The following is a 23134-nucleotide window of genomic DNA, read 5'->3' as shown; positions in this document are numbered from 1 at the left end:
GACTGATCTAGTAGGGGCGGCAACAAGTCGAGAGAATCCGCGCTATTCTGGCGCGGGCCAATTGGGGAGGAGGTTTTGCGTCATCGCTTCGCAGAAATAAACATTGTCTCGGACTTGTCCAAAGAAGACATCGACCAAAATAGTATTCTCGCTTTCTCGCCCAAAGAGGCCACTATTAGGTCTGACCAAAAGGCAGTGCGTTGATTGATTGTCAGTGGTGGTGTTCATCAAGCCTAGCGTGACGGCTGAAAACAGTGCATTCACCAACCCTTCCTTAAAGCGATTGTCATTAACCCGCAAGCTGATGCCAAACAAAAAGGCTTGGGTCAAGATAAAATCTGCCAGCAGACTGCTGTCGCACTGATTGTTCTGAAAGCTGATGTCGTCTAAACTCGCAATAAAAATGGACGATAGGGCAAAATCGACTTCGCGCAGTTCCAGCAAGTCGAGCACCACCTGATTGTGGCTAAAAAGCACGTTGCCATTCGCTAAACGTTGACCAATCCCTTGAGTGTCGAGGCCTGGCTGGGGCAGACTAACGACGCCATCGTCGCTGACGGTGAAGCCAGCTTTGGCGTTGAGCTGCTGCGATCGCACCGCCGCAAACGCGATGAACTGGCCGTAAAACTCGTTGGACAACCCCAAATTGAGAATCGCTACGGTCGCCGCGATAAAGGTCGCCGGGGAGGTCCGGATATTCGAAACGATGCCTTGGGTCGTGAGCTGATTGCCCAGCACCGCCACCGGACCCAAAGCAGCGAGGGCAAGGGCTTGACCGAGCGGCGTACTGACCACGTTGTGGGCGATGTTGGCGGCGGCCATGCCGTTTTGTCGGGCGAAGGTGAAATCCAGAAATTCGAGGGCGATCGCCGGAGCCACCGCAAAGATAATGTGGATGCCGCCCCGCGGGCCGATCGCTGCATCATCATCAGGCTCCCCCGTCTTGGCCCCGTTATTCAAAATGTGGTTGCCCGTAATATCAACGCCTTCGCCCTGCAGGATAAAAATGCCGCAGATCGGTTCCAAATGGTTGGGACCGTTATTTTCAATGCGGTTGTGGCGAATCACACAGGCTTCGACATCGGCCAGGGCAATGCCGCCGTAGCCCATCGCCTGCACCATCTTGCGGGGGATCGGGTCGAGCGATCGCTGCAGGCAATAGTCGATCTGGTTATCGACAATGGCTAGCTGCTCAACCGAAACTAACTCATCCGCTGCGGAGAGGTCAAAAAAGCCGATGACACCGATGCCGTTCAGTCCCATGCGAGTGATGCGATTGCGGCGAATCTGGATTTCGGACAGGCTGCCTGCCGACACTTGCCGCGTGCCGCCTTCGTCGGGGTTGCTCTGACCGGGGGGAATGTAGACCGAGCCGGGCTTACAGGGACTACACGGATCGTTGGCGTCGATTACCCAACCGATATACCTTGGGACAAACTCGCCCTGGTCATCAATCTCGGCAATGCTGCCCAGGGTGATGCCGTTGTTGATGCCTCGCTCAATGTGGTTGTCGAGCACCTGCACGCGATCGCAGGTGCCACAAATTTGTAGACCGCCCCGAGCGGCAGTCGCCCCAGCGGTAGCCCCCGCTTTAGCAGGCACTTGCACCTCTAAACGGTTATTTTGAATCAGCACATCATCCCCGACGAGATACATAATCGGCCACTCACTCGGCACGTCGCGCTGCACCAACCGACAATGCTGCACCGTGACCCACTGGGCTTGGTGGATGGTGATCGCACTTTGCCCCACTGCCAAAATCCTCAACGCCTCTAGGTGGATCTGAGCGCTCGGGGCGACAGCCGCACCGGGAACTGCGTCTTCTGAACTTTCGACCAGCAGACCAATCCCGTTCTCGGCGGAGCGGATGGCGAGGGCTTGCACCGTCACGTGCTGCGAGTTGCGAATCGTCAGCACGGGCGGCGGATTGGCGGGATCTGCGAGATCTGCGGGGTCGGGGGCCACCAGGCGGGTGCGATCGCCACAGCCGCTGATGGTGACATTGCGCAGATCTTCGATGACGACCGCTTCGGTATAGGTGCCGGGCAACACGCAAATCTGGCCGCCGCTGGGGGGCAGCGCCGCGATCGCCGCATTGATCGACGTGAAATTGCCGTGGCTATGGGTGCCGTCGCCCACGCGATAGGTGCAGCAGTGACTCAGCCGCGTCAGGGGCAAAAAGGTGGGACGACAGTCATGCAGGCGCGGGGGGAGCGCCTCATCGCCATCAAAGCGCCAGTGAATTAAAGCCAGCGGCGCCAAAAAGCGCTGAATGCCGTGGGGCGATCGCCCCGACTCTAGCTCCCAGGGCACCACTTGATTGGGCGTTTCGGGGCGGGCGGCAATCACCCAATGATCACCGGGTTGGCGATCGCTGCCCTCAATCAAAATGGTGAGGCCGGTTTGGCCCAGCGCGATTTGCCGATCGGCGGGAGGATCACTGTCGGGGGGAATGGCGATCGCCGCTGGCGAAGTCACGTCACTGCCGCGATTCCATACGCGCAGGTAGTAATACAGACCGGGCTGGTCGGGCGCACTGGGGGAAGGCGTTTCGAGGGTGTCGGCGTCGCTGCGGCTCTGCCAGGGGGTGAGGTCATCAGTGAGGGGCGTCGTCAACGTCAGGGTGTGACTGTCGGGGTCGTAGGAGCCATTCACGGTGGAAAGATGCCCCTGCACGTCCGCCAGCTTTTCGTCATTGGTCAATACCGCCGCCCAGGGCAAAATTTCGACGACCTGCCCGGCTAGAGGCCAGTGGGCTTGGTCGGTGGGTTCCGTTAGCAGGGTCACGGTTTCACCATCCGCCGATAGCTGCACCCGATAGAGCGGCGCGGCATTATCAAAGCCCCAAGTCAGTTGATTGCCTGCCCGCAGTTCGACGCGAATGGCCTGATTTTCGGCCCCCAAATAGCCGCCGCTGACAAAGGGGGTGCAGAGATCGGTGGGGTCGCCTGCTGCCACATAGTCCACGGTGAGGGTGGTGTCGGGCACTAGTTGATGATCGGCGGCCAACGTGCCAAAGCCCTGCTCAGCGGCAAAATCGAGCAGGGCTTGCCACGCCTCGGCACAGTCATCAGCGCCCACATTGGGGCGCACCCGCACCCGCTGCATCGTCCGCAGGCGCTGCGCCGTATCGGGACCGCCCAGGGCCACTTCGATTAGCTCACCATCCTCAACCGCACTCACCGGCTGCTGCCAGGTTTCGAGATAAACCAGGTCAAAACGCTCAGCGGTGGGGGCGGCATCCGCATCGGCGGTTAGTTGCAAAAAGTCCGTTTGCAGGCGATAGGTTTGTGCGGTCTCCAGCGCGAGGGCGAGGCCCCCGAGATAAAAGCGTCCGGCACTGATCTCAAAGTCAATCAGGTCCCCGGCAATTTGCGCATTGGTGATGCGAAAGCCCTCGTCGGGGCTGCCGTGGGCACCGATGACATCGACGCGCGTGCGGCGTTGCTCATCCCGGGCGATGCGATCGCCCTCATTCCAATCGTCGTCGAGGGTGATGCGCCCCTGCTGCATGATGACGCCCGCATAGTGCTTTTGCGCATCAAAGGCAGAACGGGAAATATCCGGCGTGGCCATGGCTCCCCCCTTTAGGTCTCGTAGATGAACATCGGTATGAGGCCAAAAGGCAAATATTCTGCCACTTTGGCTTTCAGGCTGTCGAGCTTGATCGGGTTCAACAGCCCGCTGTAGGCTCCCATTTCGGCCCCGTTTTCAGCGCCGCGTCGCACGGCCACCGGAGCGGTCTCGCTGAGCTGCGCAAAGGCCGGATGGCCGAACTGACGGGAGGTGAAATAGTGATTGGCATCGGTAATGACATAGGTGCGGTACGGCTGCGGCAGTCGACTGCCGGGCGGGGCGGCACTAAAGCGAAAACAGCCCGATTGAGTGTCAGTCACGGTGACTAGTCCCGTAATCAGCGAGTCCGTGGCCTGCAACTGCTGCCCGGAGACTGCGCCCAGCACCGTGACGCGCTCTAGGCAAGCACTGCCGTTAGCCAAATCCAGCGCGGGTTGGGTGCCGTCGCGAGATTGCACGATGCTGTCGCGCAGAATGAGCCGTTCTAACAACCCGTCATCGGCCACCTGCACCGGTCCTAAAATGGAGGACTCAATGACGAGGGTTTCGATCTGAGCGGCGATGATCAGGGTGATCGGTCCCAGGGTGGTGCCGTCGGCGGCATCGCCTCCCGGATCGAGAGTGCAGTGCCGCAGGGTGACCCGTTCGTAATCGCCCCGCAGGACGATCGCTTGGGGCGATCGCGCCCCGATCCACAAGCCATTGAGCAGGAGAGTGGAGTCTTCATGGGAGCCGGTGCTCAGAGTCCAATTGCTGGCAATTTCGACGTAGGGGCGCATTTGGTTCGCCGCTTGAAAGGTCATTGCCTGCACGCTGAGTTTGTTGGGCAGGGACGAGTAGGTGCGGTTGTCAGCAATTTGGGTGACGTCAGCGTTCAGCAAATTTGCCGCCGCGATCGCCCCACCACCAGCAATGGCAGAACCCGTGGTGGGCAAGGGCAGAACGGGGCGATCGTAGGTACCCGCGCCAATCTCTCCCACGGCTCCGACGTAGTACGAAACGGTGAGGGGCAACTCCGGGTCGTCATTCGGAAAGAGCCCCCGGCCCCGTTCTGGATCGACAGCCAGCAGGGTTTCGGGAGCGTTCACCGACCAGGCAGCCAGGTTGGCAGCAGTCATTTGTTCGCGCGCCACCGGATTGTCCGCCGTCTTGACCTCAATCGCTGTCGGCCAGAGCGCCATTTTGCCACAGTCGTCAATCAGGGCGATCGCCCGCAGAGTACGAAAGATGACCGGGTCTAGCAAGGTCGCACTGGTGTCGAGGCTCGCGAGGGTTTGTCGCAGCCGCGCCGCACTGGCAAACTGCCCACCTCGCAGCGTCCGCAGGTCACTGGCGGCGGCGGTACTCAACCCCGTGGCGGCAACCAGATCTTGCACGGTGGCCTCGGTGATGCGGTACTCGGCATGGCCCAACAGGCGACAGGCGATCGGTGCGGGCACTTGCCAGGGCTGAGCCGCCGTCCAGGTATCCCAGTCGTACTCGTCATCAACTTGGGGCGGCATAAATAGGGGGATGTCACGCCCCGAGGGGTCGAACAAAAAGCTGCGATCGCTCCTCGAAAACGGGTCCGCATCCTCAACGCGCAGCGCCCGTAAGCGATAAAGGTAATACGCCACTTTGGGAATGTTGTAGCGCCCGCGATCGCCCCGCTGACGGCGCACATCGGCGGTATGGGCAAAGCGATCGAAGGGACCGTCGGCCTGCTCGGTGAGTCGGGGAAGGCGCAAATCAGCCCAGCCCCCCGGCGGTGTCGGCGGGTAAGGCCGTTGCGGATCAAGCCCGTGGTGCTGACGACCCAGGCGACGAAACTGCTCGACCACCTGACCATTCCACCCCGTGATGTCGCGAATCAGTTCCGCTTGAATGCGCAGCGTGCCACTGCGGCGGCGGTAGTAGATGGTTTTCGCCACATCAATCCGCTGGCCACGCCGGTTCAGCGCCGAGATCAGCCGGGTGCCCACCAGTTCGCCAATGTAGGGAATGGCCCAGTCATCACACAGTTCGATAAAGGCGTCGTCCCACAGGCGATCTTGACTGCGCCGCAGCACCGCCGCTTGAGTCGCCAACACTTCCACCAGCCCCCGCAGCACATTCGGATTGTCCGCCAGACCATCTTCGTGGCGATAAATCGCGGGAATCAGCTCCCACAGCTTTTCGGCGTAGTACCGTTCGTAGCCGTCTTGAATCGGGTTAGCCACGCTTCACCTCCGCTGGATTGAGGCGCAACTCACCCGCCTCGAAGTCGAAGTATTGGCCTGCCTGGGGCTGCTTGGCAAACTGGGTGAAAGCCGCGCCCTGCCATTCCAGGCGACGCACAGCGACCGTGCCGGGGACCCCCTCGACGATCGCCAGCAGTTGACTCCGATACAGCGGCTGCCCGATGCCGATGCGCTCTGGTACCAACCGCCCAGTTTCAGGCGCGAGGAGTTGGGTTTCAATCGCTGCTAAGACATCGGCAGGCACGTAGCGATCGCTGATTTCCACATCGATCGCCAGCGTAACGGGAATGCCCACCGCTGCATCGACATCGAACAAGACACCGGGCGCACTCCGCTGGCGCAGGGTTTTGAGCAGGGTGGCTTCCAGACCCGTCGCGCCGATGTACCAAATCCTTGCCAGTCGTCGCTGCCGTCGCCCACTCCACTGCCAATCCACCGCCACTGATCGCACCCCCGGCACCCTGGCGGCAACGGCGGCCATATCGGGCAACGACACGATGCGGCCCAGGGTTAGGGTGGATTTTGGGGCGTACTGGCGCAATTCCGAAGTGGATTCGGCAGCCGCTCCGCCATAGGCCGCCACCGGATTCCGCACCGTCGAAATGCCCGGTACGGGTTTCGCGAGTTGGGTGATGCCCCCCGCTGGCGGACTGGCCGCCCCCGCCCCAAACCGATAGTTCGCGAGCACGTTGTCTTGGCCAGTGGGCAGCCGTAACCCCCGAATGCCGTCGCCAAAAATCACAGCGGTGCCGCCATCCTCCGTTGGGCGCAAAATGTACACCGGGTCATTCGGTTCCGCGCGGAAAAAGGTCGGCACTTCCCTCCATTGCACACCGTTGACATAGACGGTCAGGCTGCTGGCCACGCCCCGGTCATCGGTGGTCGTTGGGGCCGCGACATAGGTGAGGGGCTTTTTCTTCAGCTCGAAAGTTTGGTTGGCGATCGCCGCGTTGCCACTTCCCAAAATCTCCCCCGTCACGGTTTCGCCGCGCACCGCTGTCACCACATTGCCAAACACCTTGATCGGAGCCGTCAGCGGAGGCTGCCAGTCTTCGCCATCATCCGGAATCACCTGACCGCTGCTGGTGTCCAGCCGTCCCTGGACGGTGACGCCCCGCTGATTGGCATCCTCTAGCAAAAATCGCTGGGGCGGAGTCCAGGTGGGGGCGGTGGTGATGGAGGGCAACGTACGGGGGTTGGCGATCGCCAGCGGCTCGGCAGCACTCACGGTGAGCGACAGCGGGGCGGTGACCGTGCCCACCGAGGTCAGGCCATAGCGCACGGTGAACGCCGCCGCATCGCCAGACAGGCCGACGGTTTGGGTGAGGGTGAGTTGGGTGGTGAAAACCGAGAGTTCAGGAGGTTCAATGCCAAAAGCCAGGTCTTCTCCTTCTTCTGCCTCGCCCTCCAATGTGACGATGGTCGGGCCGGGAGCCGCTAACGAAATGGCGCGATCTCCCGCCCGCTGCACCTGTCGCCACCGTTGGCCGCTGTCGTTTTCGATCAGCACCCACTGGCGGGGGCGAATGGCGCGATAGAAGCTCTCCAGCAGGACGGTGTTACCCGCGATCGCGGACTCATCCGTCAGCGTCCACAGGGCAGCAGATAGGGTGGGGCGCGAAAGTTGCACGGCCTCAGGTTTCACCGCCGCTGGCAGATTGATCGGGTCGGTGAACTGCACTTCTCGATAGGCTTGCCCGTCTTCTCCGGTAACATCGTTGACCTGCTCGACCGTGACTCCGACGGCGGTATTGCCCGCCTGCACAAGCAACGATTCGCCCACCGCAATCCGGCTGGCCTGTTGCAGCAGCAGCGCCGTCACTTCCACCTCATCCGGGTCAGAGGCCGAGGTTGGCCCCAAGTTGGTGGGTCGCGATCGCACCAAATTCCACCGATTATTGAGGGGATGCACCGTCCGGGGCGTCAACAGCTCAAACACTTGGGGCGGCTCCGCGTCAAAGGCCGCTGAGCGAAAGGCGGTGCCGGCGGTTAACTGCACCGGCTGCCGCCCCGTTACCTGCACGGCGAGATCCACCATTGCGGCCACCGCGGGCCGGGGCACATAGCCTAAAATCTGGGTCAAGCGCTGCAAAGACGTGAACTGCTGCGCGGTGCGAAGGTAGGCTTCGTTGGCGATCGCCTGGTCATAAAAGCTCACCACATCGCCGATGTAGGCCCACATCTCTAGCAGCATCACGCCTAAGTCGTCGTCTTGGCGGGCGCGCCACTGGCTGAGGGCCGGTTGCTGAGCCAGCGCCGCCAACAGCGCCTGCCGATATTCCGGAAAGCCCGCGACTTGCCGGGGCAGACTGTCTAACCCCGCCGCGATGGATATCGGGGGCGGAAAGACGAATTGGTCACAAGGACACCCCTGCAACAGCGCTTCGGTATCTTGACAAAACGGTTGCGAATTTTGTGTCATGCGCCCCCCTCCGTAAAGATTTGCACCGAGCCGCGATCGGGAAAGCGTCGGTCATTTTCGACCCGGATCACTTCGTCAGCCGCCACCAGCAACACCCACTCTGAGAAGGGTCGCCAGTCAAACCAGCCGCGCCGCCGCATGTCGATCTGTTTCACCGCACGCACCCCCGGTACAGCTTGCAGAGCCGCTTCGAGCCGCGATCGCCGCAGCGGCGTGCCAAAGGTAAAGTTATCGGGGTTAAAGAATCCCTGGGGACCCGTCAGGGCCGCGATCACCGCCTGTTTCACCTCGGCGGGATACGCGTCGGGGGCCACACAAAGGGTGATCTGCAAATCTAAGTCAGCATAGCGGGGCGGCAAACCGTAGGCATCTTGACCCACCTGCCGGAAGCGATCGAGCTGCTCGTCGAGTTCACGCTGTTGAGTGGCCGTCAGAGTGACTGCCCCTTTCGGGTCAGGCGTGGTGAAGGCCGTGAGCCAGCTCCCCGTCCAGCGGAACGTGGTGCCCGCCCGCTGCACCCAATCCAGCCGTTCGACCGCTTCGCTGTAGTCGGCTGGCTGCACCGCTCGAAAGGTCACTTCCCGAAAGGCGTCGGGGGCCAACTGCCGCACCTGCTCGATGGATTCCGGCGCTTGGGCTTCGGTCACCGGCAACGGATTAGTCACGCTGGCAATCAACCCTTCAGGCCCCATAAAGTGGGTCAGGCTATCGGCTGAGACATTACCGTCCTGCCCATCGCCCAGCCGATAAGTGACTTGAAACACCGTACCTCGGGGCGGAATGCGGCCAAACTCGCCGTCGCCAAAGCGAATGGTGAAGCTGCGATCGTCCTGATAATCTTGATGCACAATTTCTTGACCGAGGCGCTGATAGCCGACGACGCGCCCCCAACGGCCATCCTCCAGGGTGAAATCAGGCGAGTCCGGCAGCGATGACTTCACCCCCAGCAGACTGCGCTGCCAGTGCCAGGTTTCGTCTTCATTCCACACCGCACCCGTCCACTCGGCTTCCGCAAGGTGAATTTCGGGCCGCGCCGTGACGGACTGCTCCCCCAGCCAGACGAGCGGTTCGGCATCGCTACCCGGCAGGGTGAACCGGGCCGCCAGACTGCCGTTGGGGCCAGCGCGCTCCACGGCCAGCGGCGGGGGCGGTGCTGGCAGCGTGCGGGGGTCACTGGCCCCGGTCGGCAACCCGATTTGAAACTGCTGACTGTAGGTTTTGCCCAACGTTGCGGGAATCAGGTTGCCGCGCACCGTCAGGTCGGTCAGATCCAGCTCAAAGGGCAGCGCTTGAGCAGCTTCCCAAGTAATTGTGGTAATGGGCTGCACTGTGACGGGATCATACTCATTTTGCACTTGCATCAGCCGCACAGGCCAACGGCGCGCAGGTTTCGAGGCATCGCTGGGGTCGGTGCGCAACAGCACCCATTTGCCATCCCGCACCTCCGGCGGATCGTCAAAATCCAGGACTGCAGTGTGATGGCCCGCCAGGGCGAGGGTGGTCGTCCCCACGGGCAGGCAAACATCGTCTTCATCCCAAATATGCGGCAGCAGGCGGTTAATGGCCGCATCAACCTCAAAGCTCAAACGATTGCCGTCTGCGTCGGGCAAGATGTCAGCGAGGCCGCGCCCGATTTCATACTCGATCTGGTCGCCCCGATCCGATCGCGCCCAAATATCCATCCCCGCTGGCAATGCGCCCGCCGCCCCCGTCTGCACCTGCACCTCAATCCAGATGGTCGCCCCCCGCCCCTCATGGACGGGATAATCGACCAGCCGCGCGTGTTGGCGCTGCGATCGCCGCTGGGTCGCCGTTTCCAGATGGGTTTCCCGACTGATGCGATCCTGTTTGTAGGAAAATTCATCCCCCAGGGCGCTCATCAGCTCCACTAGCATGATGCCGACATCCGCCGCCAGCCGGTCTTGCCAGCGGGGATAGCGCAGCGCCGCAAACTCCAGCAGTGCCCGCCGAAAGCTGTCGAAGTCGCGCGCCAGATAATCCACCGGAAAGTCGACGAACTCCTCAGGCGGGCAGTCGTGGGGCGGGAGCTTGCAGTCAAGATCCTGCTCGCAGTTGGCCTTAAAGCTAAAGTCCACATCGTTGAAGTAGGCATCAATGCGTGAGACGGGAATGGTCGCACCGCCGTCGGTTGGCAGTGCTCCCTGGTTGTCGGCGATCGCCAGCCGATAGCGGGCAAAGTCGCCCGGTTGCTCAACCTGCAACCGCCAAAAATGTCGAGTCACATTCGCCAGGCCAGCCGCCCACGGCTGCGGCGCGGTGGCCCCTTCCACCCAGACCCACCATTGCGCCCCCCCGGCTCGAAGGATGATTTCCGGCAGGGTTTGGGAGCCTGCAGGCGCGTAGATCCGTACCTGTTCGGCCTGCAAATCTAAGCTGGCATCGCTATTGCCCACCAGGGGAATCTCTAAGCTCGCCGGGGAGTGACTGGCCGACTCTAAAAAATACACGTCCAGCGTCAGCTGATCGTCCGCCACATAGATAAAGTCAATGCCGGTGACGATTTGCTGGTTGAGTAACCGTTGCACGCGATCGGGCAGGGGCATCAGATCCTCACCTCCACGTTTAGATAGCGATTTTCTTGCCGCGCCTTCAGCACGTAGACAATCTCAATATCGAGCCGTTCATCCTGGGGCGTCACTCGCACCTCCTGCACTTGCAGCACCGTGCCGAGCCACCGTTCCAACGCTTGAAAGATCGTCACCTGGGCCAAGGTGGCATTGACATCACTGTTCGGCGAAAACAGCAGTCGCCGCACCCCACAGCCAAAATCAGGCCGATTAACCCGCTCCCCCGGACTCGTGAGCAGCACCTGCCGCATCATTTGCTCAACGTGGGCCTCATAGTCGCGCTCGATCGCTAACCGTCCGAGGCCGCCATCCACCGCGAGGGGATATTGCAAACTGAAAATTGAGTTAGCCATAGCGATCGCAGCTCCTTACTGGCTCTGGGTGCGGGTTTGGGTATTGCCGACAAGCACGCTGCCCTGAGGCACTTGCGCCGCGCTCAAACACAGGCTTGTGCTAGAGCGACTGAGACTGAGGCTGCCATTCACCCGCACACGGGTATCGGGCACCAGCCACTGCACCCGCACACAAGGACTCGGAATCGGCGGCGTCGAGGGAATCTGAAAGGGACAACCGCTCACCGTGAAGGTATCCGCCAGGGTGACGGTGTAAGCCCCGTCCGCTTTGACCCGGCTATTGCTCGACACAATATTGACTGCGCCCCCGTGGGGACATTGCAGCGTCGAGGCCGTCGTGAGGGTGTGACCGGCCATTACATCACCTCCAACGCGCCATTGTTGACCTTAAAGGCGGTGGTCGTCACTTCCGCCTTGGTGGCCCCGGCCTCGCTGACGACGCCCTCACTGCCGACGGTGTGCGTGGCGGTGGCCGTGTCGCTGGTGATGGCGTCGGCCACGGTGAGGGTCGAACCGCCCGTGGTCTCTACCTTGAGTTCATCAGCGGTGTCGTCAATACGCACCTGAAGCTGCTCGGTTTTCCAGGTTTTGATGGCGGCGTCGGCCTCGTCGGGCAGCTCGTTGTCGGCCCAAAAGCCCCCCACCCAAATGGGAAAAGACGGATCCCCCCCTTCGAACTCGACCCAGACCCCGGCTCCCGGTTCGGGCAGGCTGTAGAAACCCACCCCATCCCCGGCATAGGGCACACAGGGCATGGCCCAGACCTCGTGGTCGGCCAGCACCGCTGGTACGCGCACCTTGAGCCGTCCCCGCTGGGTAGCATCGGCATTGTCGGTCACACACCCCCGGTATTTGCCGTAGTAGTGGCTGCGCACCCAGTCCAGCAATTCTTCGAGCAGGTTTGGTTCCATGATTCCTCCCTAAATCAAGCTCCCCAGCGGTGAGCCGGAGCTACTATTCCAGCCGTTGCGCAGCAGCTCTACCGTCATGTAGTGGGCCACGGCGTCGATTTGGTGATGCACGCTGGCGACCCAGTAGGTGCCGCTGTGGCGGCTGCCCGCCCCCGTCAAGTTGATCAGGGTGTGCGATCTCACCACCTGCCCCAATGCCCGCAAGCTCGTCTGGGTACTAGCCCGCACAAACCAGCCCGCCTCGATCAGCGCCCCCTCGCCCCGCGCTTGCAGGTCGCCAGCATCATCGGCGGGGGCTTGCAGATGCACCGATCGCGGCCCCCCGGCAATCTGCGCTAGCGACTGCTGTCCCAGTGCCGCTAGCGGACTCTCCGCCACCGCCCCATCCAAATTCTCTTTGCTGTTGAGGTCGAGCTGTTGCCCCACGACACTCGTGGGCCGCTCCACATCCCAAGACAGGTCAAGGGTTTGCAGCGTCGGCGAGTCGCGGTTGATCGTCAGTTCAGCAGCCGGACTGCCGTCCAAACTGGGGCGTTTGAAATGGGCCGTTTCGACGCCACGGCTGTCGCAGGTCAGCCAAAACAGATAGCCGTTGCGCCGTGCCAGTCGCCGCACAAACCGCAAATCACTGTCCCGCTGCACGAGGGTGTGCTTGGCCTCGGTGTGGGTCGCCGCGGTGGCTTGCACATCGGGGCTGTAGCCGTAGCTGCCCAAAATGCTCTGCACCACGTCGCTATCGCTGACCTCCGCCCACACGGCAGATTTGGTCTCGCGATCCATCGCGATCGAGGTGTCGGCTCCCAGCACCTCTAGCTCTGAACCTTCGCCCCCGTGACGCAGGTGAATGTGCTGCGCGTGAACGGGGCCTTTCACCAGACATTCTGAACGGTTGTTGACGGGCACTGAAATGGTCAGCTCTGACCCCGGACCCAGGCGATCGTCCGCCAGCAGCGGCAAATCACCCCCGGCGATATCGACGCTGTAAACCAGCCGATAGGTGGTCGTGCCCCCCATCGACTCGGTCACCTCAATGCGGCTGGCCTGGGCCAGATCCCCATCGACGGTGCCATTCACAGCAATCTCTACACTGAGTCCCATAACGCCTCACCTAACGGGGAATGGCAATTTCAGCCACTTCCGCGATCGCGTCTGGGGTCATGGCATCATTCAGCTCGCAGATGCGCCAAAACGCCGTGGCATCTTTGAGGTACTGCTGCGCCAGGTGGTCAAGCCGCTGGCCCTGACGCCGCTGATGCAGCCCCCGCAAAACCTGATCGGGAGCGGGGGGCACAGGCACGATCGCCACTGGCCGACCCCGGCGATCGGTCACCGTGCGCAGCGGCAAATTGGCGTAACGACTGTTGGGGGCAAACATGGGGATAACTCTCCTAAACGGCTTCAAAATGGGTAGATCAGCTTTCCTGATGAGCAAGGCTAAAACGGCAATAATCCCAGCAGCGACTCCACTGTGTTAGCCAGATTGGCCACCGCCAGCCCCTGGGTTTGTTTGCGGGTCCAGTCATAGGCTTTGAGGGCAAACTCGCGCCCCGCTTTTTGCTCGTCTTCGGGAAAGTCTTTGGGCTGCAGCACACTCAGTTCCAAATTGACCTTGGCCCGAATGGGATACAGCGTGGTGGAAAAGAGCTGTTCCTCGACCGAAAAGCGCGTGATGCGCACGGGCAGGGCGCGCCCCGGGCCATAAATGAACAGCACCACCTGCACGCTCAGGCGTTCGAGCGGCGCTTCGTCGCCCCCGTCCCCGTTCAGGGTATCGACCTCCGGTACATTCAGCGGCGGGGCCTCTAGCCGTTGAGGATACATCAGCATCTCTAACGCCGCGATGCGATCGGCCACCCCCGTCAGCGTCGTCACCGGATTTTGCTCCGGCGCTTCCAGATCATCAGCGGCATCCAAAAACAGCGACAGGGTAAAGCTCTCCGCCGGGTCAAAGGGCTGGGCAGTGCTGGGCGTCACGGGGGACGGCTCGGCATCGGCATCCGGGGGGGCCCAGGGGGTGAGGTTGCGGGTCAGCGTGTCGGGGTTGTACTGAAACAGGATGATGTTGGGAATCGGCACTAAAAAGCGATCGGTGAACCCAATCAGGGCACCTTTGAGCAATTTGGGACGAATGGGCGAGGCAGTAACCATAGCGGGAAAAATTCATCCAGAATCAGGGCAGACGGGCGGCGATCGCGGCGGCAATTTCATGGGCGAGGCGATCGCGGGGCAGCCCTGTAGGAATTTCAATGCGCACATTCAGAGCGCCGATTTGCTGGGGGTACGGGCGGGGGCGGGCATCCTCGGCGAGGATTTGGGCGACTTGTTGGGCCAGCTGTCGGGATTCGTCGGCGGTGACACCCGGTAGTTGGAGCAGGAGGGATTCGATGTGGATAGGGGGTGGCATGGGGAGTTAGGGAGTGGGGAAGTTTTGAATTTTGAATTTACAGTTGGCCGAGGCCAAAGCGGGTCACGGAATGCGGCGTTGATCGCTGGGTGCGATCGCGGCGCGATGTGGTGCGCTGGGCGGGCGATCGTGATCGTTTGGGTGGGGGGGGCGTCGGCACCACTTCTACCTTGAGCTGACCAATGACGAGTTGAGGGGCAGCGGCGGGGGCGGGCTTGCGTTTGGGCGGCGGCGGCAGAGCGGCAAACCGCTGGGCGATCGCGTGATCAATCTGCTGCAGCCAGGGCGACTCAGTCGCGGGCGGCGGCGGCGGCGGCGGCGGCATCGGGGCTAGCGCTGGAGGCTCTGGTCTTACCTCGGCAACTGGGTCAGTGGCCGCCGCTAACGGCTCGGCGGGGGGGGGCGGGGGGGGGGCGGGAGCCGATTCAGCCAGGGACCAAGGTGGCCTCGGCGGTTCCATCGGGGCTAGCGGGGGTGGCTCCGTGGGCAACGACCGTTCAATCGGCTGAACGAGGGGCGGCGGCGAAGCTGCTGGAGAGGGCGGCGGCGAAGGCCATTCGGGAAAAGTTGGTGGTGCCGATGAGCGGGCGGCGGCTGGCTCTGGGGGCGGTGGCGTGGTCCGCCGGGGATGACGCACGGGTTCGCCAAGGGGCATGTCGGCGGTGGGGGCGGGTGACGGTGGCTGCATTGGGGGCGGCGCGATCGCGGGCGGCGGGGCCTGATGTTGCACCACAGGTAGCGTCGTTATCGGGGGTGGGGACGGGTGCGGGGCGATCGCGGGCGACGGACTCGCGGCTGGTTCCGCAGCGGTGTGAATGGTCTCTTCCATCACCAAGGGCGCAGCCAAAAAGGGCTGAACGGGCTCAAACCGCGATGGCGTCCGGGGCCGCACTGTTGCCGTTTGGGGCTGTAAGGTTTTGGTCACGAGATTGCGTAAAAAATCAACCATGACTCGCCATCTCCACATACAAATGCCGCCGTTGGGGCGTCATGCCCACAATCTCCGCTTCTGACCAGCCATAAGCCCGCGCCAGACAATGCACATCCTGTAGCAGGCGGTAGGCCCACGTTTGAATTTCGCGCTGCAGAAAGAAGGCAATGTCAAAACTGAGCTGCCAGCCGTGTTGGCAATGGGGACAGGTGAGGTCGAGGCGAATATCGGCTTGAGGATCCATATCGGCAATGGTGGCAATGAGTCGGTCAAGAACTGTGGATGGCAAAGGAGCGTCGGTGACGGCTTCACCCTGGTAGCGCACCGAGAGCAAGCAGCGGTTGAGCACAGTTTGCTGGGCTTGATCGGGGTTGGCGGCTCCCGCGATCGCCACCAAATCGCCGCCCGTCGGTAACCGAAACTGCACCTCATAGTCCTCAACTTTGAGCATGAACGGCGGCGTCACGGGCTGAGTCGGCAGTTGCAGATCGGCCACCCTGAGGGTGATCTCGACCCGGTCGGAGCAGTTGGGGCAATCGGCTACGCAAGCGAGTTGTGGCCCAAAAAGCTGTTGCCGCAGGGTCAGTAGCAACCCATCGCGCTGCCCCACACTGAGTTGAGACAGGGTTTCCCAAGCCTGATCGGGGTGGGCCGCCGCCAGCAACTGCAACGCCTGATGAGCGCTGGACTGATGCTGACTAGTTTCCCAAATCCGTAACAGCTCCATCGCCGAAGGCACTCCCATGGCTTAACCTGGTTCGACAAAGCTGGGTTCTTCGGGTTCGGTGACGGCGTAATCACGCTCCCAGCCTTCGTTTTGCAGGGTCAGCATCTGGATGGCGACGGCGTTGGCGCTAGCATCCAGTTCGGGCAGGGCTTGAAATTCCGAAACCCAACATCGGTAGATGCGGTAGGCGATCGCCACCTGCCCCGCTTCGTTCATCAACTCCAAAATGATGTCCTTACGAAAGTCCTTGAGCGACACCTCTAGTCCCAGCCCCGACCCCAGATTCCAGACTTTGTTGGCCCACCGTTCAAACTCCAGATCATGGGTCACGCCCCGTTCCAGTGCGATGGGCTCATATTTACTTTGCCCCGGCGATTTCAACATCGTGCTGGGGTCGCCCCCTTCGCGATGCTCCACCACTTCGGTGGTGCGTTTGAGGGCACCCACTTTGCTGATGCCAGCCACATAGCGGCCATCCCATTTCACCCGAAACTTAAAGTTTTTGTAGGGATCCAGCCGTTGGGCGTTAACGCTGAATTGAACCATACCTCACCTCCCTAGGTTTGAATTTCGCCCGCTATCTGCTGCAGCGACAGAATGACAAACTCTGCCGGTTTCAGGGGCGCAAAGCCCACCAAAATGTTGACGATGCCGAGATTAATGTCGTTTTGCGTCGTCGTTTCGCGATCGCACTTCACAAAATACGCCTCGTTGGGCGATCTCCCCTGAAAGGCCCCCTGCCGAAACAGATTGTTCATAAACGCTCCGACATTCAGACGAATCTGCGCCCACAGCGGTTCGTCATTGGGTTCAAAGACCACCCACTGCAACCCTCGGTAGAGACTTTCTTCAATAAAAAGGGCCAACCGTCGTACCGGAATGTATTTGTACTCGCTGGCCTGCTCGTCCGAACCGGCCAGGGTGCGAGCGCCAAAATTCACAATGCCCTGAGGAAAGATGCGCAAAGTATTGATCGCCTGGGGATTCAGCACACCGTGTTCGCGATCCGAAAATCGATGTTCTAATCCCACGACTCCGCGAATGTCCGCCTCCGTTCCCGCCGGTGCCTTCCAGACCCCTCGCTCAGCATCAATGCGGGCTATCAGTCCGGCGATCGCCCCACTGGGGTTGACGTATATTTGGAGTCCGTTTTCGCGCATCGCCAGCCGCGGATAAAACACGGCGCTGTAGTCCTTCACCAAGCCAATGCGCAAACTGTTGACGCCGCTGGTGGGGTTCGTCGCTTGCTGCACCGTGCCCCAACTTTCCGGCGGATCGATCAGCAAAAACGCCCGACGCTCCTGACATCTGACGCTCGCTGGCCCCCACAGCGAAGCGGTCGTGGCGGCATCGTGATCCTCATCCTTCGGCAAAATCATCAAATTGTAGAGGTCGACCTCGCGATCCAAAATGTCGAAGGCATTGCGATAGTCAGATAGTTGCGGTGCGCCCCCATCGCTGGGCGGCGGCCCCGACACTTGAAAGGCCCCAGTCCCTGCACTTCCCAAGCTGTAGTACCGCACATTGTCGATGAAATTGCCACCGATATTGGTGCCGCCGCCAGCCTCTAAACCCGTGGTGAGAGATCGCTGGCTATTGTCGCCCCCATCGCCAGGAATCAACGCCAACCGCGATCCCCAAACCTCAGCTGTCCACTTAAAGGAATTGTCAGCCAGCTTTTGTTGATTGATCGCCGCCGCTAGAATGCCGAGCTTTTCTCTAACGCCGTCACTATGGCCGACGATGCCAGCGGTCGTAGTCGCGTCATAATCCGCCTGATAGTAAAACCGGGCATCCGTTGCAGCACTGGTGACCAGATCGGTGCCTAAATCAATCGGGTCGGCAGTGCCCACAGTGATTTCGTCAAAGGCCACTTGAGGCAGAGCGGCCAGATCAACCAGGTTATTGATATCAAACACGATGCCATTAGCGGCAGGACGAATGCTGCCGTAGCGCGATACCTCTAACCCGCCCTGGGCTGTGCCTAGCATGAGCGACACCGCCGCATCATTGTCGGGGGCGGGCTCAATGCGCACATCGACATTACTGGAAGTAATCCTTAACCACACCGAATCCTGGTTATCATCCCCCGTGGGGCCGCTGGGTCCCGTTTCAAAGGTGACGGTGACGCTCAGCCCTCCCGTCAGGGCATCGTTGACGATTTGTTGGATGGCGTCAGCTAAGTTGTCGCGAATATCACCATCCACATCTAAAGGAGCGACTGAAAAGTCGATCGCAGACAAATCGACATCAAAGGGGCCTCGGCCATCGACAAAGATCCGAAACCGATTGCCAAAAGCAGAGTTACTACCCATGAGGGTGAGGCAGCGATCGCGGAAAATCGTATCCGTCTGCCCCGGAATTGGCAATCCCGACTGGGAATACCCGGCCACCCCCAGTGTTGGCGGATTGTCTGGATCGGGTAATGCCAGTTCAAGCAGCTGGGAATTTTGGGTGACATAATTAACGGCATAGCGAGCGGTGCCCGGCTCCATCGTCAGGCCCACCCACTGCTCGACATCGGCCTTGACCTGCGCCCCCCGGCTATTGGTCACCCAGCGAAAGACCTCTAAATTGAAGGTCGACTCAGGTTGGGTCGTGCCGTAGCTCACCGCCAGGCGAATGGTGCTGCCCGACAGCCCGGCTGACTTGGCAGTGGCCACCAGCACATCCTCTGAATTAGCCTCGTTGCGCAAGGTCACGGCGGCGTAGGTCGCATCATTGGCGAGCCGCATGACATAGCAGCGGGTGCCTCCGTTGAGAAAAAATAACTGCACCGCGCGGGGCAATTCGCTACCAGCGCGATCGCCTGTAAAGGCCCGCTCAAAATCGGGATAGCCCAGACAGAGAACGGGTTCGTTTAAGGGGCCTTGTGGCGTTCGGCCTAAAAACACGGCGGTCGAAGTACCTACTCCGACAATGGTTCTCACCCCGCTAGGAATCTCTTGGATATAGACGCCCGGATAGGTCGGTGTAACGGCCATGTTTGCCTCCACAGATGGGATGTCTGAATCAATCGCACTCTGACACGGGCAACGGAATTACCTTGTCATCGAGAGCACCAGCCAAAAATAGTAAAGATCGAAAATTGGTCAGCTAAAGATGCTGTTAACGGTTTCAACTTATTCGTTATGCTGACATGATTTTCCAATTCAGATATTTCTAGTGAAGAAAAGAAATATCAATATACGTAAATAGAAAATTAATGTCAAGAAATCGCTATACTGCCGCAGGGTAATCGCATGTAATTTGGTATAAATTGTACTTGACAGAAGGCTAAGGATAGAGGATTGAATATTCGTTGCCCTTGAGACAGCGGGAAAGTGGTGAAGCCGCGTTAATGGGAAACCGTTCCCCCTGGTGTTTAGACTAGCAAACAGAAAAAAGGCGTTCCCAACGAGAGTCAGGAGCGCCTGAAGGCAGAAACTGAGAAGCGTCAACCATCTCATTTCTGCCTATGACCTACGATACGCTTCAAAACTTTCGTACAGAAGCCTACGAACATCTCAGTCGCGCCCGCGACGCGACCTTTGAGCTATTAGATGCAGTGATGACAACACGCCATGTCTATAGCTTTGCCGAATTATCACAATCCCCGCTGTTTCAGCGTCAGTGGCCCAGTCTGTATGAAACTGTCAAAGACAGTCGGCCCCGACGTCGGAAACTGATGCGTTTGTACATCCATCAGATTGATAAATCCACATCCAAGCAAATCGTGTTGGGAGGAGACCATACGAGGCCATATGCGAAACAATTACCCGAGCGAACCTATGAACACCAAGCGCATGGAGCCGGTTCCCAGAGTGCTGTCACCGTAGGGCAAGGATATAGCACCCTCGCCTGGATCCCAGAAGCCTCCGGCAGTTGGGCACTACCGCTCAGGCATGAGCGGATTACGAGTTGGGAAAGTCCGATTACCAAAGCCGTGTGGCAACTTAAGCAAGTTTGCCAAGAGTTACCCACTCGTCCCTTGAGCTTGTGGGATAGCGAATATGGATGCGCCAGCTTTGTGCTCAAAAGCGCTGAGATTGAGGCCGACAAGCTGATGCGCTTGAGGAGCAATCGTCATCTTTGGGGCGCTCCACCGCCCTATCAGGGGCACGGTCGTCCCCGTATTCATGGCGACAAGTTTAAGCTCAACGATGCCACTACTGGGTGGTCGGCGGATGAAGATATTGAGGTGCAGCGGCCCAGCCTTGGGCGGGTGCAGGTGCGCTGTTGGAGAACCTTACATTTTCGACAGGCGGCGGCTCATCCGCTCAACTTAATTCAGGTGCAGCGATTAGACGCAGCGGGTGAGCCTAAATCTACTCGACCGCTCTGGTTGGCTTGGGTGGGGCTAACCATGCCACCGTTGGACCCAGGGCAATCGCATCTTTATCTAGACAAGAAGAGACGTTACCGTGAGGTCATTGCAGCGTCTCTTTCAAAGTCTATGAAGCTCCAGTCTCAGACCAGCATTGCCGCTCATTTTGCAGCAATTCCAAATTCAAAAATTTAGGAGGAGTTAGGGATTATAACGGGGTCTGAATCGGCGAGCATAAAGTCAATCAGATGCTGCCAGTTCTCGAAAAGCAGATACTTCGTCAGGCTGAGAATGTCCTGAAAGAATCCTCTGCGCGGACCCCGTTGTTGACGGATCTGTTGGTAAGCCGGATCGGCTAACTGAAGGACGGTATGGAAGAGAAAGGCTAAGAGATTGAGGGTGAGTAAACAGGCAGCCAAGTGCTGTTGACCATGCCCAAAGTTGTGTTCGAGATGGTAGCCCTGGGTTTTGAGCACGTTGTGATTTTCGTTTTCGGTCTTCCAGCGACTGCGACCCGCCGCGACGACATGAGCGACGGTGTCATCATTCAAGCGATGGTGGGTGATAAAGGCATTGTGGTAAAGCACCTGTCCCGTGCGCTCATCGCTGACGGTAAGTTCGCACCAATTGACTAACAGTGCGGGTGGGGCATCACGAATCGGCACGAGGTTGGTATAGCGATAGCGATAGCGGGTGGACGTCCCCCGCTGGTCTTGCCGAATGTCTAGACTCTCAATGGCCCCCAAAACGTCAAGCACGTGCAATCGCTCGTAGAGGGCCGGATGCGAGTCCGGCAGCGCGGTGAAGATGAAGTTCATCCCCAACTCTAAAGACTGCTGACACAGCGGTTGATGACTGTAGAGGTCATCGCCCAGCAAGGTGACGGGTTGGTGCGCAAATTGCTTCGCATGCGCTTGCAGCCACCGTTTGGCGGCCTCCAGTTCACAATCTTGTTTGTCAGAGCCCGCTTGCGGTCGAATGAATTCGGGGGCTAACGCAATCACTTGAGTCTGCGTGGGAGCCACAATCACGGGCAAAATGGCGCTGTGAAAGTAGGTCACCCGACCATTTTTATGCGTTCGCGTCGAACACCTCTCGCAACCCAGCTTTTGAGAACTGAAATACTGCGTGCCATCTAAGGTCACTAACAGATGTCCTCCCAAGCATTGAAAGGGCTTCAAGTAGCCGCCCTGTTGCAAGGCGCGATAGACCCGCTCGAACACGCCGAATAACTGCGGTGCCGCAATCTGGTCGAGAAGGTTGCGAATTTGCGGCGCACTGGGCATTTGCTCCAGTCCAAACAGCGTTTGCGCATTGTCTTTACCGCGCCGACTTTGCATCTGCCGTTGGTGCTCTAGAAATGACTCGCACTGCATAAAAAACACCGAAAAGGCGGCTAAGATGGCATCGCCAAGACGGTAACGGGTGCCATTGCTGGGTTGTCGGGGATCCTGGATGCACTCGATGCGTTGCTGCAGATAGCCGAGTAACACGCCAAAACTCAAGACTAACGGCTCCATCATCCGGTCCTCAGGGGGGATTCTTCAGCTCATCCTAATTCAACCCACCGTCAAGTTTTGAATTTGGAATTGCTGCTCATTTTGCGGATATTGATGATCCTCGCATTGACCGCAGCAAGGATCACTTGCTCATCGATATCCTGACGATTGCGATCCTGGCCGTCATCTGTGGTGCGGATGGCTGGGTCGGCATTGAGACCTATGGCAAAGCTAAATATGACTGGCTGAAAACCTTTTTGGCGCTGCCGCAGGGCATCCCCAGCCACGACACCTTTGGCCGGGTGTTTGCGCGGCTCGACCCCGAGCAACTCCAGCAGTGCTTTCTGCGCTGGGTGCGTTCCATCAGTCGCCTCACCGCCGGAGAAGTGATTGCCATTGATGGCAAGACTGTCCGACGTTCTTATGATCAAGGGCAAGGCAAAGGAGCCATTCACATGGTCAGTGCCTGGGCGAGCCAAAATCGCTTGGTATTAGGCCAACGCAAAGTTGATGAGAAGTCGAATGAAATCACGGCAATTCCGGAGTTGCTCAAGGTGTTAGACCTGCATGGGTGCATCGTCACGATTGATGCCATGGGAACGCAGAAGACGATTGCCGAGCAAATCGTCCAGCAAGGAGGGGACTATGTTTTAGCCCTCAAGGGCAACCAGGGCAATCTATTTGAGGCGGTTCAGCAGCGGTTTGAGGCGGCGCCAGCCCAGGACTATCAAGCCCTTGAGCCTGATGTTGATGAAACGACTGAAACCGGTCACGGTCGCCTGGAAACTCGGCGTTGCTGGTGTCTTGGGGGCGTTGCCGACCTCATTGATGCGGAGCAGTGGACTCACCTCACCAGCATTGCCAAGGTCGAGTCGCAGCGCACCATTGATGGCCAAACCAGTGCCGAGGTGCGCTACTACATTAGTTCCTTAGCCCCCGATGCAGAACGGCTAGCGTCGTCGATTCGGACTCACTGGAGTGTTGAAAATCCTTTGCATTGGGTCTTAGATGTGGCTTTCCAGGAAGATGATTGTCGCATTCGCACTGACCATGCCCCTGAGAACTTTACCCTACTCCGGCATCTCGCTTTAAGTGCCTTGAATCAGGAGAAGACCGCTAAACTCGGCATCAAAAACAAACGACTCAGAGCCGGATGGGACGATGATTACCTGCTCAAAGTTCTTACTGGATAAAGATG

17 protein-coding genes and 1 pseudogene are annotated in these 23134 nt (G+C 59.6%); 2 read left to right on the top strand and 16 right to left on the bottom strand.

All coding sequences use genetic code 11. The features are described from left to right. Positions 1-42: 42 nt before the first annotated feature. The 15 genes from JUK32_RS22215 to JUK32_RS27745 are packed head-to-tail and all read right to left on the bottom strand — an operon-like array spanning position 43 to position 19115. On the bottom strand, positions 43-3576 hold the full coding sequence (locus tag JUK32_RS22215) for a DUF6519 domain-containing protein (RefSeq protein WP_204141057.1): 3534 nt from the start codon (positions 3574-3576) through the stop codon (positions 43-45). A gap of 11 nt (positions 3577-3587) precedes the next feature. Continuing rightward, a complete protein-coding gene (locus tag JUK32_RS22210) occupies positions 3588-5774 on the bottom strand; it encodes a hypothetical protein (RefSeq protein ID WP_204141056.1) in 2187 nt (728 codons plus the stop codon). Beyond that, complete coding sequence (locus tag JUK32_RS22205; RefSeq protein ID WP_204141055.1) at positions 5767-8217, bottom strand: hypothetical protein; 2451 nt, start codon at positions 8215-8217, stop codon at positions 5767-5769. The genes JUK32_RS22210 and JUK32_RS22205 overlap by 8 nt, the downstream gene beginning before the upstream one ends. Continuing rightward, positions 8214-10781, bottom strand: a complete 2568-nt coding sequence (locus JUK32_RS22200) for a hypothetical protein (RefSeq protein WP_204141054.1) — start codon at positions 10779-10781, stop codon at positions 8214-8216. The genes JUK32_RS22205 and JUK32_RS22200 overlap by 4 nt, the downstream gene beginning before the upstream one ends. Next, entirely contained in the window at positions 10781-11158 is a 378-nt protein-coding gene (locus JUK32_RS22195; RefSeq protein ID WP_204141053.1) for a GPW/gp25 family protein, read from the bottom strand. The genes JUK32_RS22200 and JUK32_RS22195 overlap by 1 nt, the downstream gene beginning before the upstream one ends. 15 nt (positions 11159-11173) lie before the next feature. Further along, the gene (locus JUK32_RS22190) at positions 11174-11515 is read right to left on the bottom strand and encodes a hypothetical protein (protein WP_204141052.1); all 342 of its coding nucleotides are present in this window, start codon (positions 11513-11515) and stop codon (positions 11174-11176) included. After that, entirely contained in the window at positions 11515-12069 is a 555-nt protein-coding gene (locus tag JUK32_RS22185) for a phage baseplate assembly protein V (protein WP_204141051.1), read from the bottom strand. Before JUK32_RS22185 ends, JUK32_RS22190 begins: the two co-directional genes overlap by 1 nt. A 9-nt stretch (positions 12070-12078) precedes the next feature. Then, a complete protein-coding gene (locus JUK32_RS22180; protein ID WP_204141050.1) occupies positions 12079-13167 on the bottom strand; it encodes a phage late control D family protein in 1089 nt (362 codons plus the stop codon). Between the two features lie 10 nt (positions 13168-13177). Beyond that, on the bottom strand, positions 13178-13444 hold the full coding sequence (locus tag JUK32_RS22175) for a LysM domain-containing protein (protein WP_204141049.1): 267 nt from the start codon (positions 13442-13444) through the stop codon (positions 13178-13180). Between the two features lie 59 nt (positions 13445-13503). Next, a complete protein-coding gene (locus JUK32_RS22170) occupies positions 13504-14217 on the bottom strand; it encodes a hypothetical protein (protein WP_204141048.1) in 714 nt (237 codons plus the stop codon). Between the two features lie 22 nt (positions 14218-14239). After that, entirely contained in the window at positions 14240-14473 is a 234-nt protein-coding gene (locus JUK32_RS22165) for a hypothetical protein (protein ID WP_204141047.1), read from the bottom strand. A gap of 37 nt (positions 14474-14510) precedes the next feature. Further along, the gene (locus JUK32_RS22160) at positions 14511-15422 is read right to left on the bottom strand and encodes a hypothetical protein (protein WP_204141046.1); all 912 of its coding nucleotides are present in this window, start codon (positions 15420-15422) and stop codon (positions 14511-14513) included. Beyond that, a complete protein-coding gene (locus JUK32_RS22155) occupies positions 15415-16149 on the bottom strand; it encodes a phage baseplate protein (RefSeq protein ID WP_204141045.1) in 735 nt (244 codons plus the stop codon). Before JUK32_RS22155 ends, JUK32_RS22160 begins: the two co-directional genes overlap by 8 nt. 3 nt (positions 16150-16152) lie before the next feature. Beyond that, a complete protein-coding gene (locus tag JUK32_RS22150; protein WP_204141044.1) occupies positions 16153-16677 on the bottom strand; it encodes a phage tail protein in 525 nt (174 codons plus the stop codon). Between the two features lie 11 nt (positions 16678-16688). Further along, positions 16689-19115 (bottom strand): phage tail sheath subtilisin-like domain-containing protein, encoded by a 2427-nt coding sequence (locus JUK32_RS27745; RefSeq protein ID WP_239112950.1) that lies wholly within the window; start codon positions 19113-19115, stop codon positions 16689-16691. A gap of 473 nt (positions 19116-19588) precedes the next feature. Between JUK32_RS27745 and JUK32_RS22140 the strand changes: the two are divergent. Next, positions 19589-20491 (top strand): annotated as a pseudogene (locus JUK32_RS22140) (transposase); the annotation flags it as partial. 137 nt (positions 20492-20628) lie between these two features. On the opposite strand, the gene JUK32_RS22135 reads toward JUK32_RS22140, so the two are convergent. Beyond that, on the bottom strand, positions 20629-21957 hold the full coding sequence (locus tag JUK32_RS22135) for an ISNCY family transposase (protein ID WP_204141064.1): 1329 nt from the start codon (positions 21955-21957) through the stop codon (positions 20629-20631). A gap of 68 nt (positions 21958-22025) precedes the next feature. On the opposite strand from JUK32_RS22135, the gene JUK32_RS22130 reads away from it, so the two are divergent. Further along, positions 22026-23129: an ISAs1 family transposase gene (locus JUK32_RS22130; protein WP_204141063.1), complete on the top strand. Its 1104-nt coding sequence runs from the start codon at positions 22026-22028 to the stop codon at positions 23127-23129. Positions 23130-23134 lie beyond the last annotated feature (5 nt).

The organism is Halomicronema sp. CCY15110, assembly GCF_016888165.1.
Classification (GTDB): domain Bacteria; phylum Cyanobacteriota; class Cyanobacteriia; order Phormidesmidales; family Phormidesmidaceae; genus Halomicronema.
The sequence above is the reverse complement of the archived record's forward strand: the minus strand, read 5'-3'. Positions and strand labels throughout refer to the sequence as shown.

Excerpts from the sequence above, each read along its gene's own strand:
- JUK32_RS22215 (WP_204141057.1), bottom strand. The coding sequence starts at position 3,576 with ATGGCCACGCCGGATATTTCCCGTTCTGCCTTTGATGCGCAAAAGCAC.
- JUK32_RS22205 (WP_204141055.1), bottom strand. The coding sequence starts at position 8,217 with ATGACACAAAATTCGCAACCGTTTTGTCAAGATACCGAAGCGCTGTTG.
- JUK32_RS22200 (WP_204141054.1), bottom strand. The coding sequence starts at position 10,781 with ATGCCCCTGCCCGATCGCGTGCAACGGTTACTCAACCAGCAAATCGTC.
- JUK32_RS22195 (WP_204141053.1), bottom strand. The coding sequence starts at position 11,158 with ATGGCTAACTCAATTTTCAGTTTGCAATATCCCCTCGCGGTGGATGGC.
- JUK32_RS22190 (WP_204141052.1), bottom strand. The coding sequence starts at position 11,515 with ATGGCCGGTCACACCCTCACGACGGCCTCGACGCTGCAATGTCCCCAC.
- JUK32_RS22185 (WP_204141051.1), bottom strand. The coding sequence starts at position 12,069 with ATGGAACCAAACCTGCTCGAAGAATTGCTGGACTGGGTGCGCAGCCAC.
- JUK32_RS22180 (WP_204141050.1), bottom strand. The coding sequence starts at position 13,167 with ATGGGACTCAGTGTAGAGATTGCTGTGAATGGCACCGTCGATGGGGAT.
- JUK32_RS22175 (WP_204141049.1), bottom strand. The coding sequence starts at position 13,444 with ATGTTTGCCCCCAACAGTCGTTACGCCAATTTGCCGCTGCGCACGGTG.
- JUK32_RS22170 (WP_204141048.1), bottom strand. The coding sequence starts at position 14,217 with ATGGTTACTGCCTCGCCCATTCGTCCCAAATTGCTCAAAGGTGCCCTG.
- JUK32_RS22165 (WP_204141047.1), bottom strand. The coding sequence starts at position 14,473 with ATGCCACCCCCTATCCACATCGAATCCCTCCTGCTCCAACTACCGGGT.
- JUK32_RS22160 (WP_204141046.1), bottom strand. The coding sequence starts at position 15,422 with ATGGTTGATTTTTTACGCAATCTCGTGACCAAAACCTTACAGCCCCAA.
- JUK32_RS22155 (WP_204141045.1), bottom strand. The coding sequence starts at position 16,149 with ATGGGAGTGCCTTCGGCGATGGAGCTGTTACGGATTTGGGAAACTAGT.
- JUK32_RS22150 (WP_204141044.1), bottom strand. The coding sequence starts at position 16,677 with ATGGTTCAATTCAGCGTTAACGCCCAACGGCTGGATCCCTACAAAAAC.
- JUK32_RS27745 (WP_239112950.1), bottom strand. The coding sequence starts at position 19,115 with ATGGCCGTTACACCGACCTATCCGGGCGTCTATATCCAAGAGATTCCT.
- JUK32_RS22135 (WP_204141064.1), bottom strand. The coding sequence starts at position 21,957 with ATGGAGCCGTTAGTCTTGAGTTTTGGCGTGTTACTCGGCTATCTGCAG.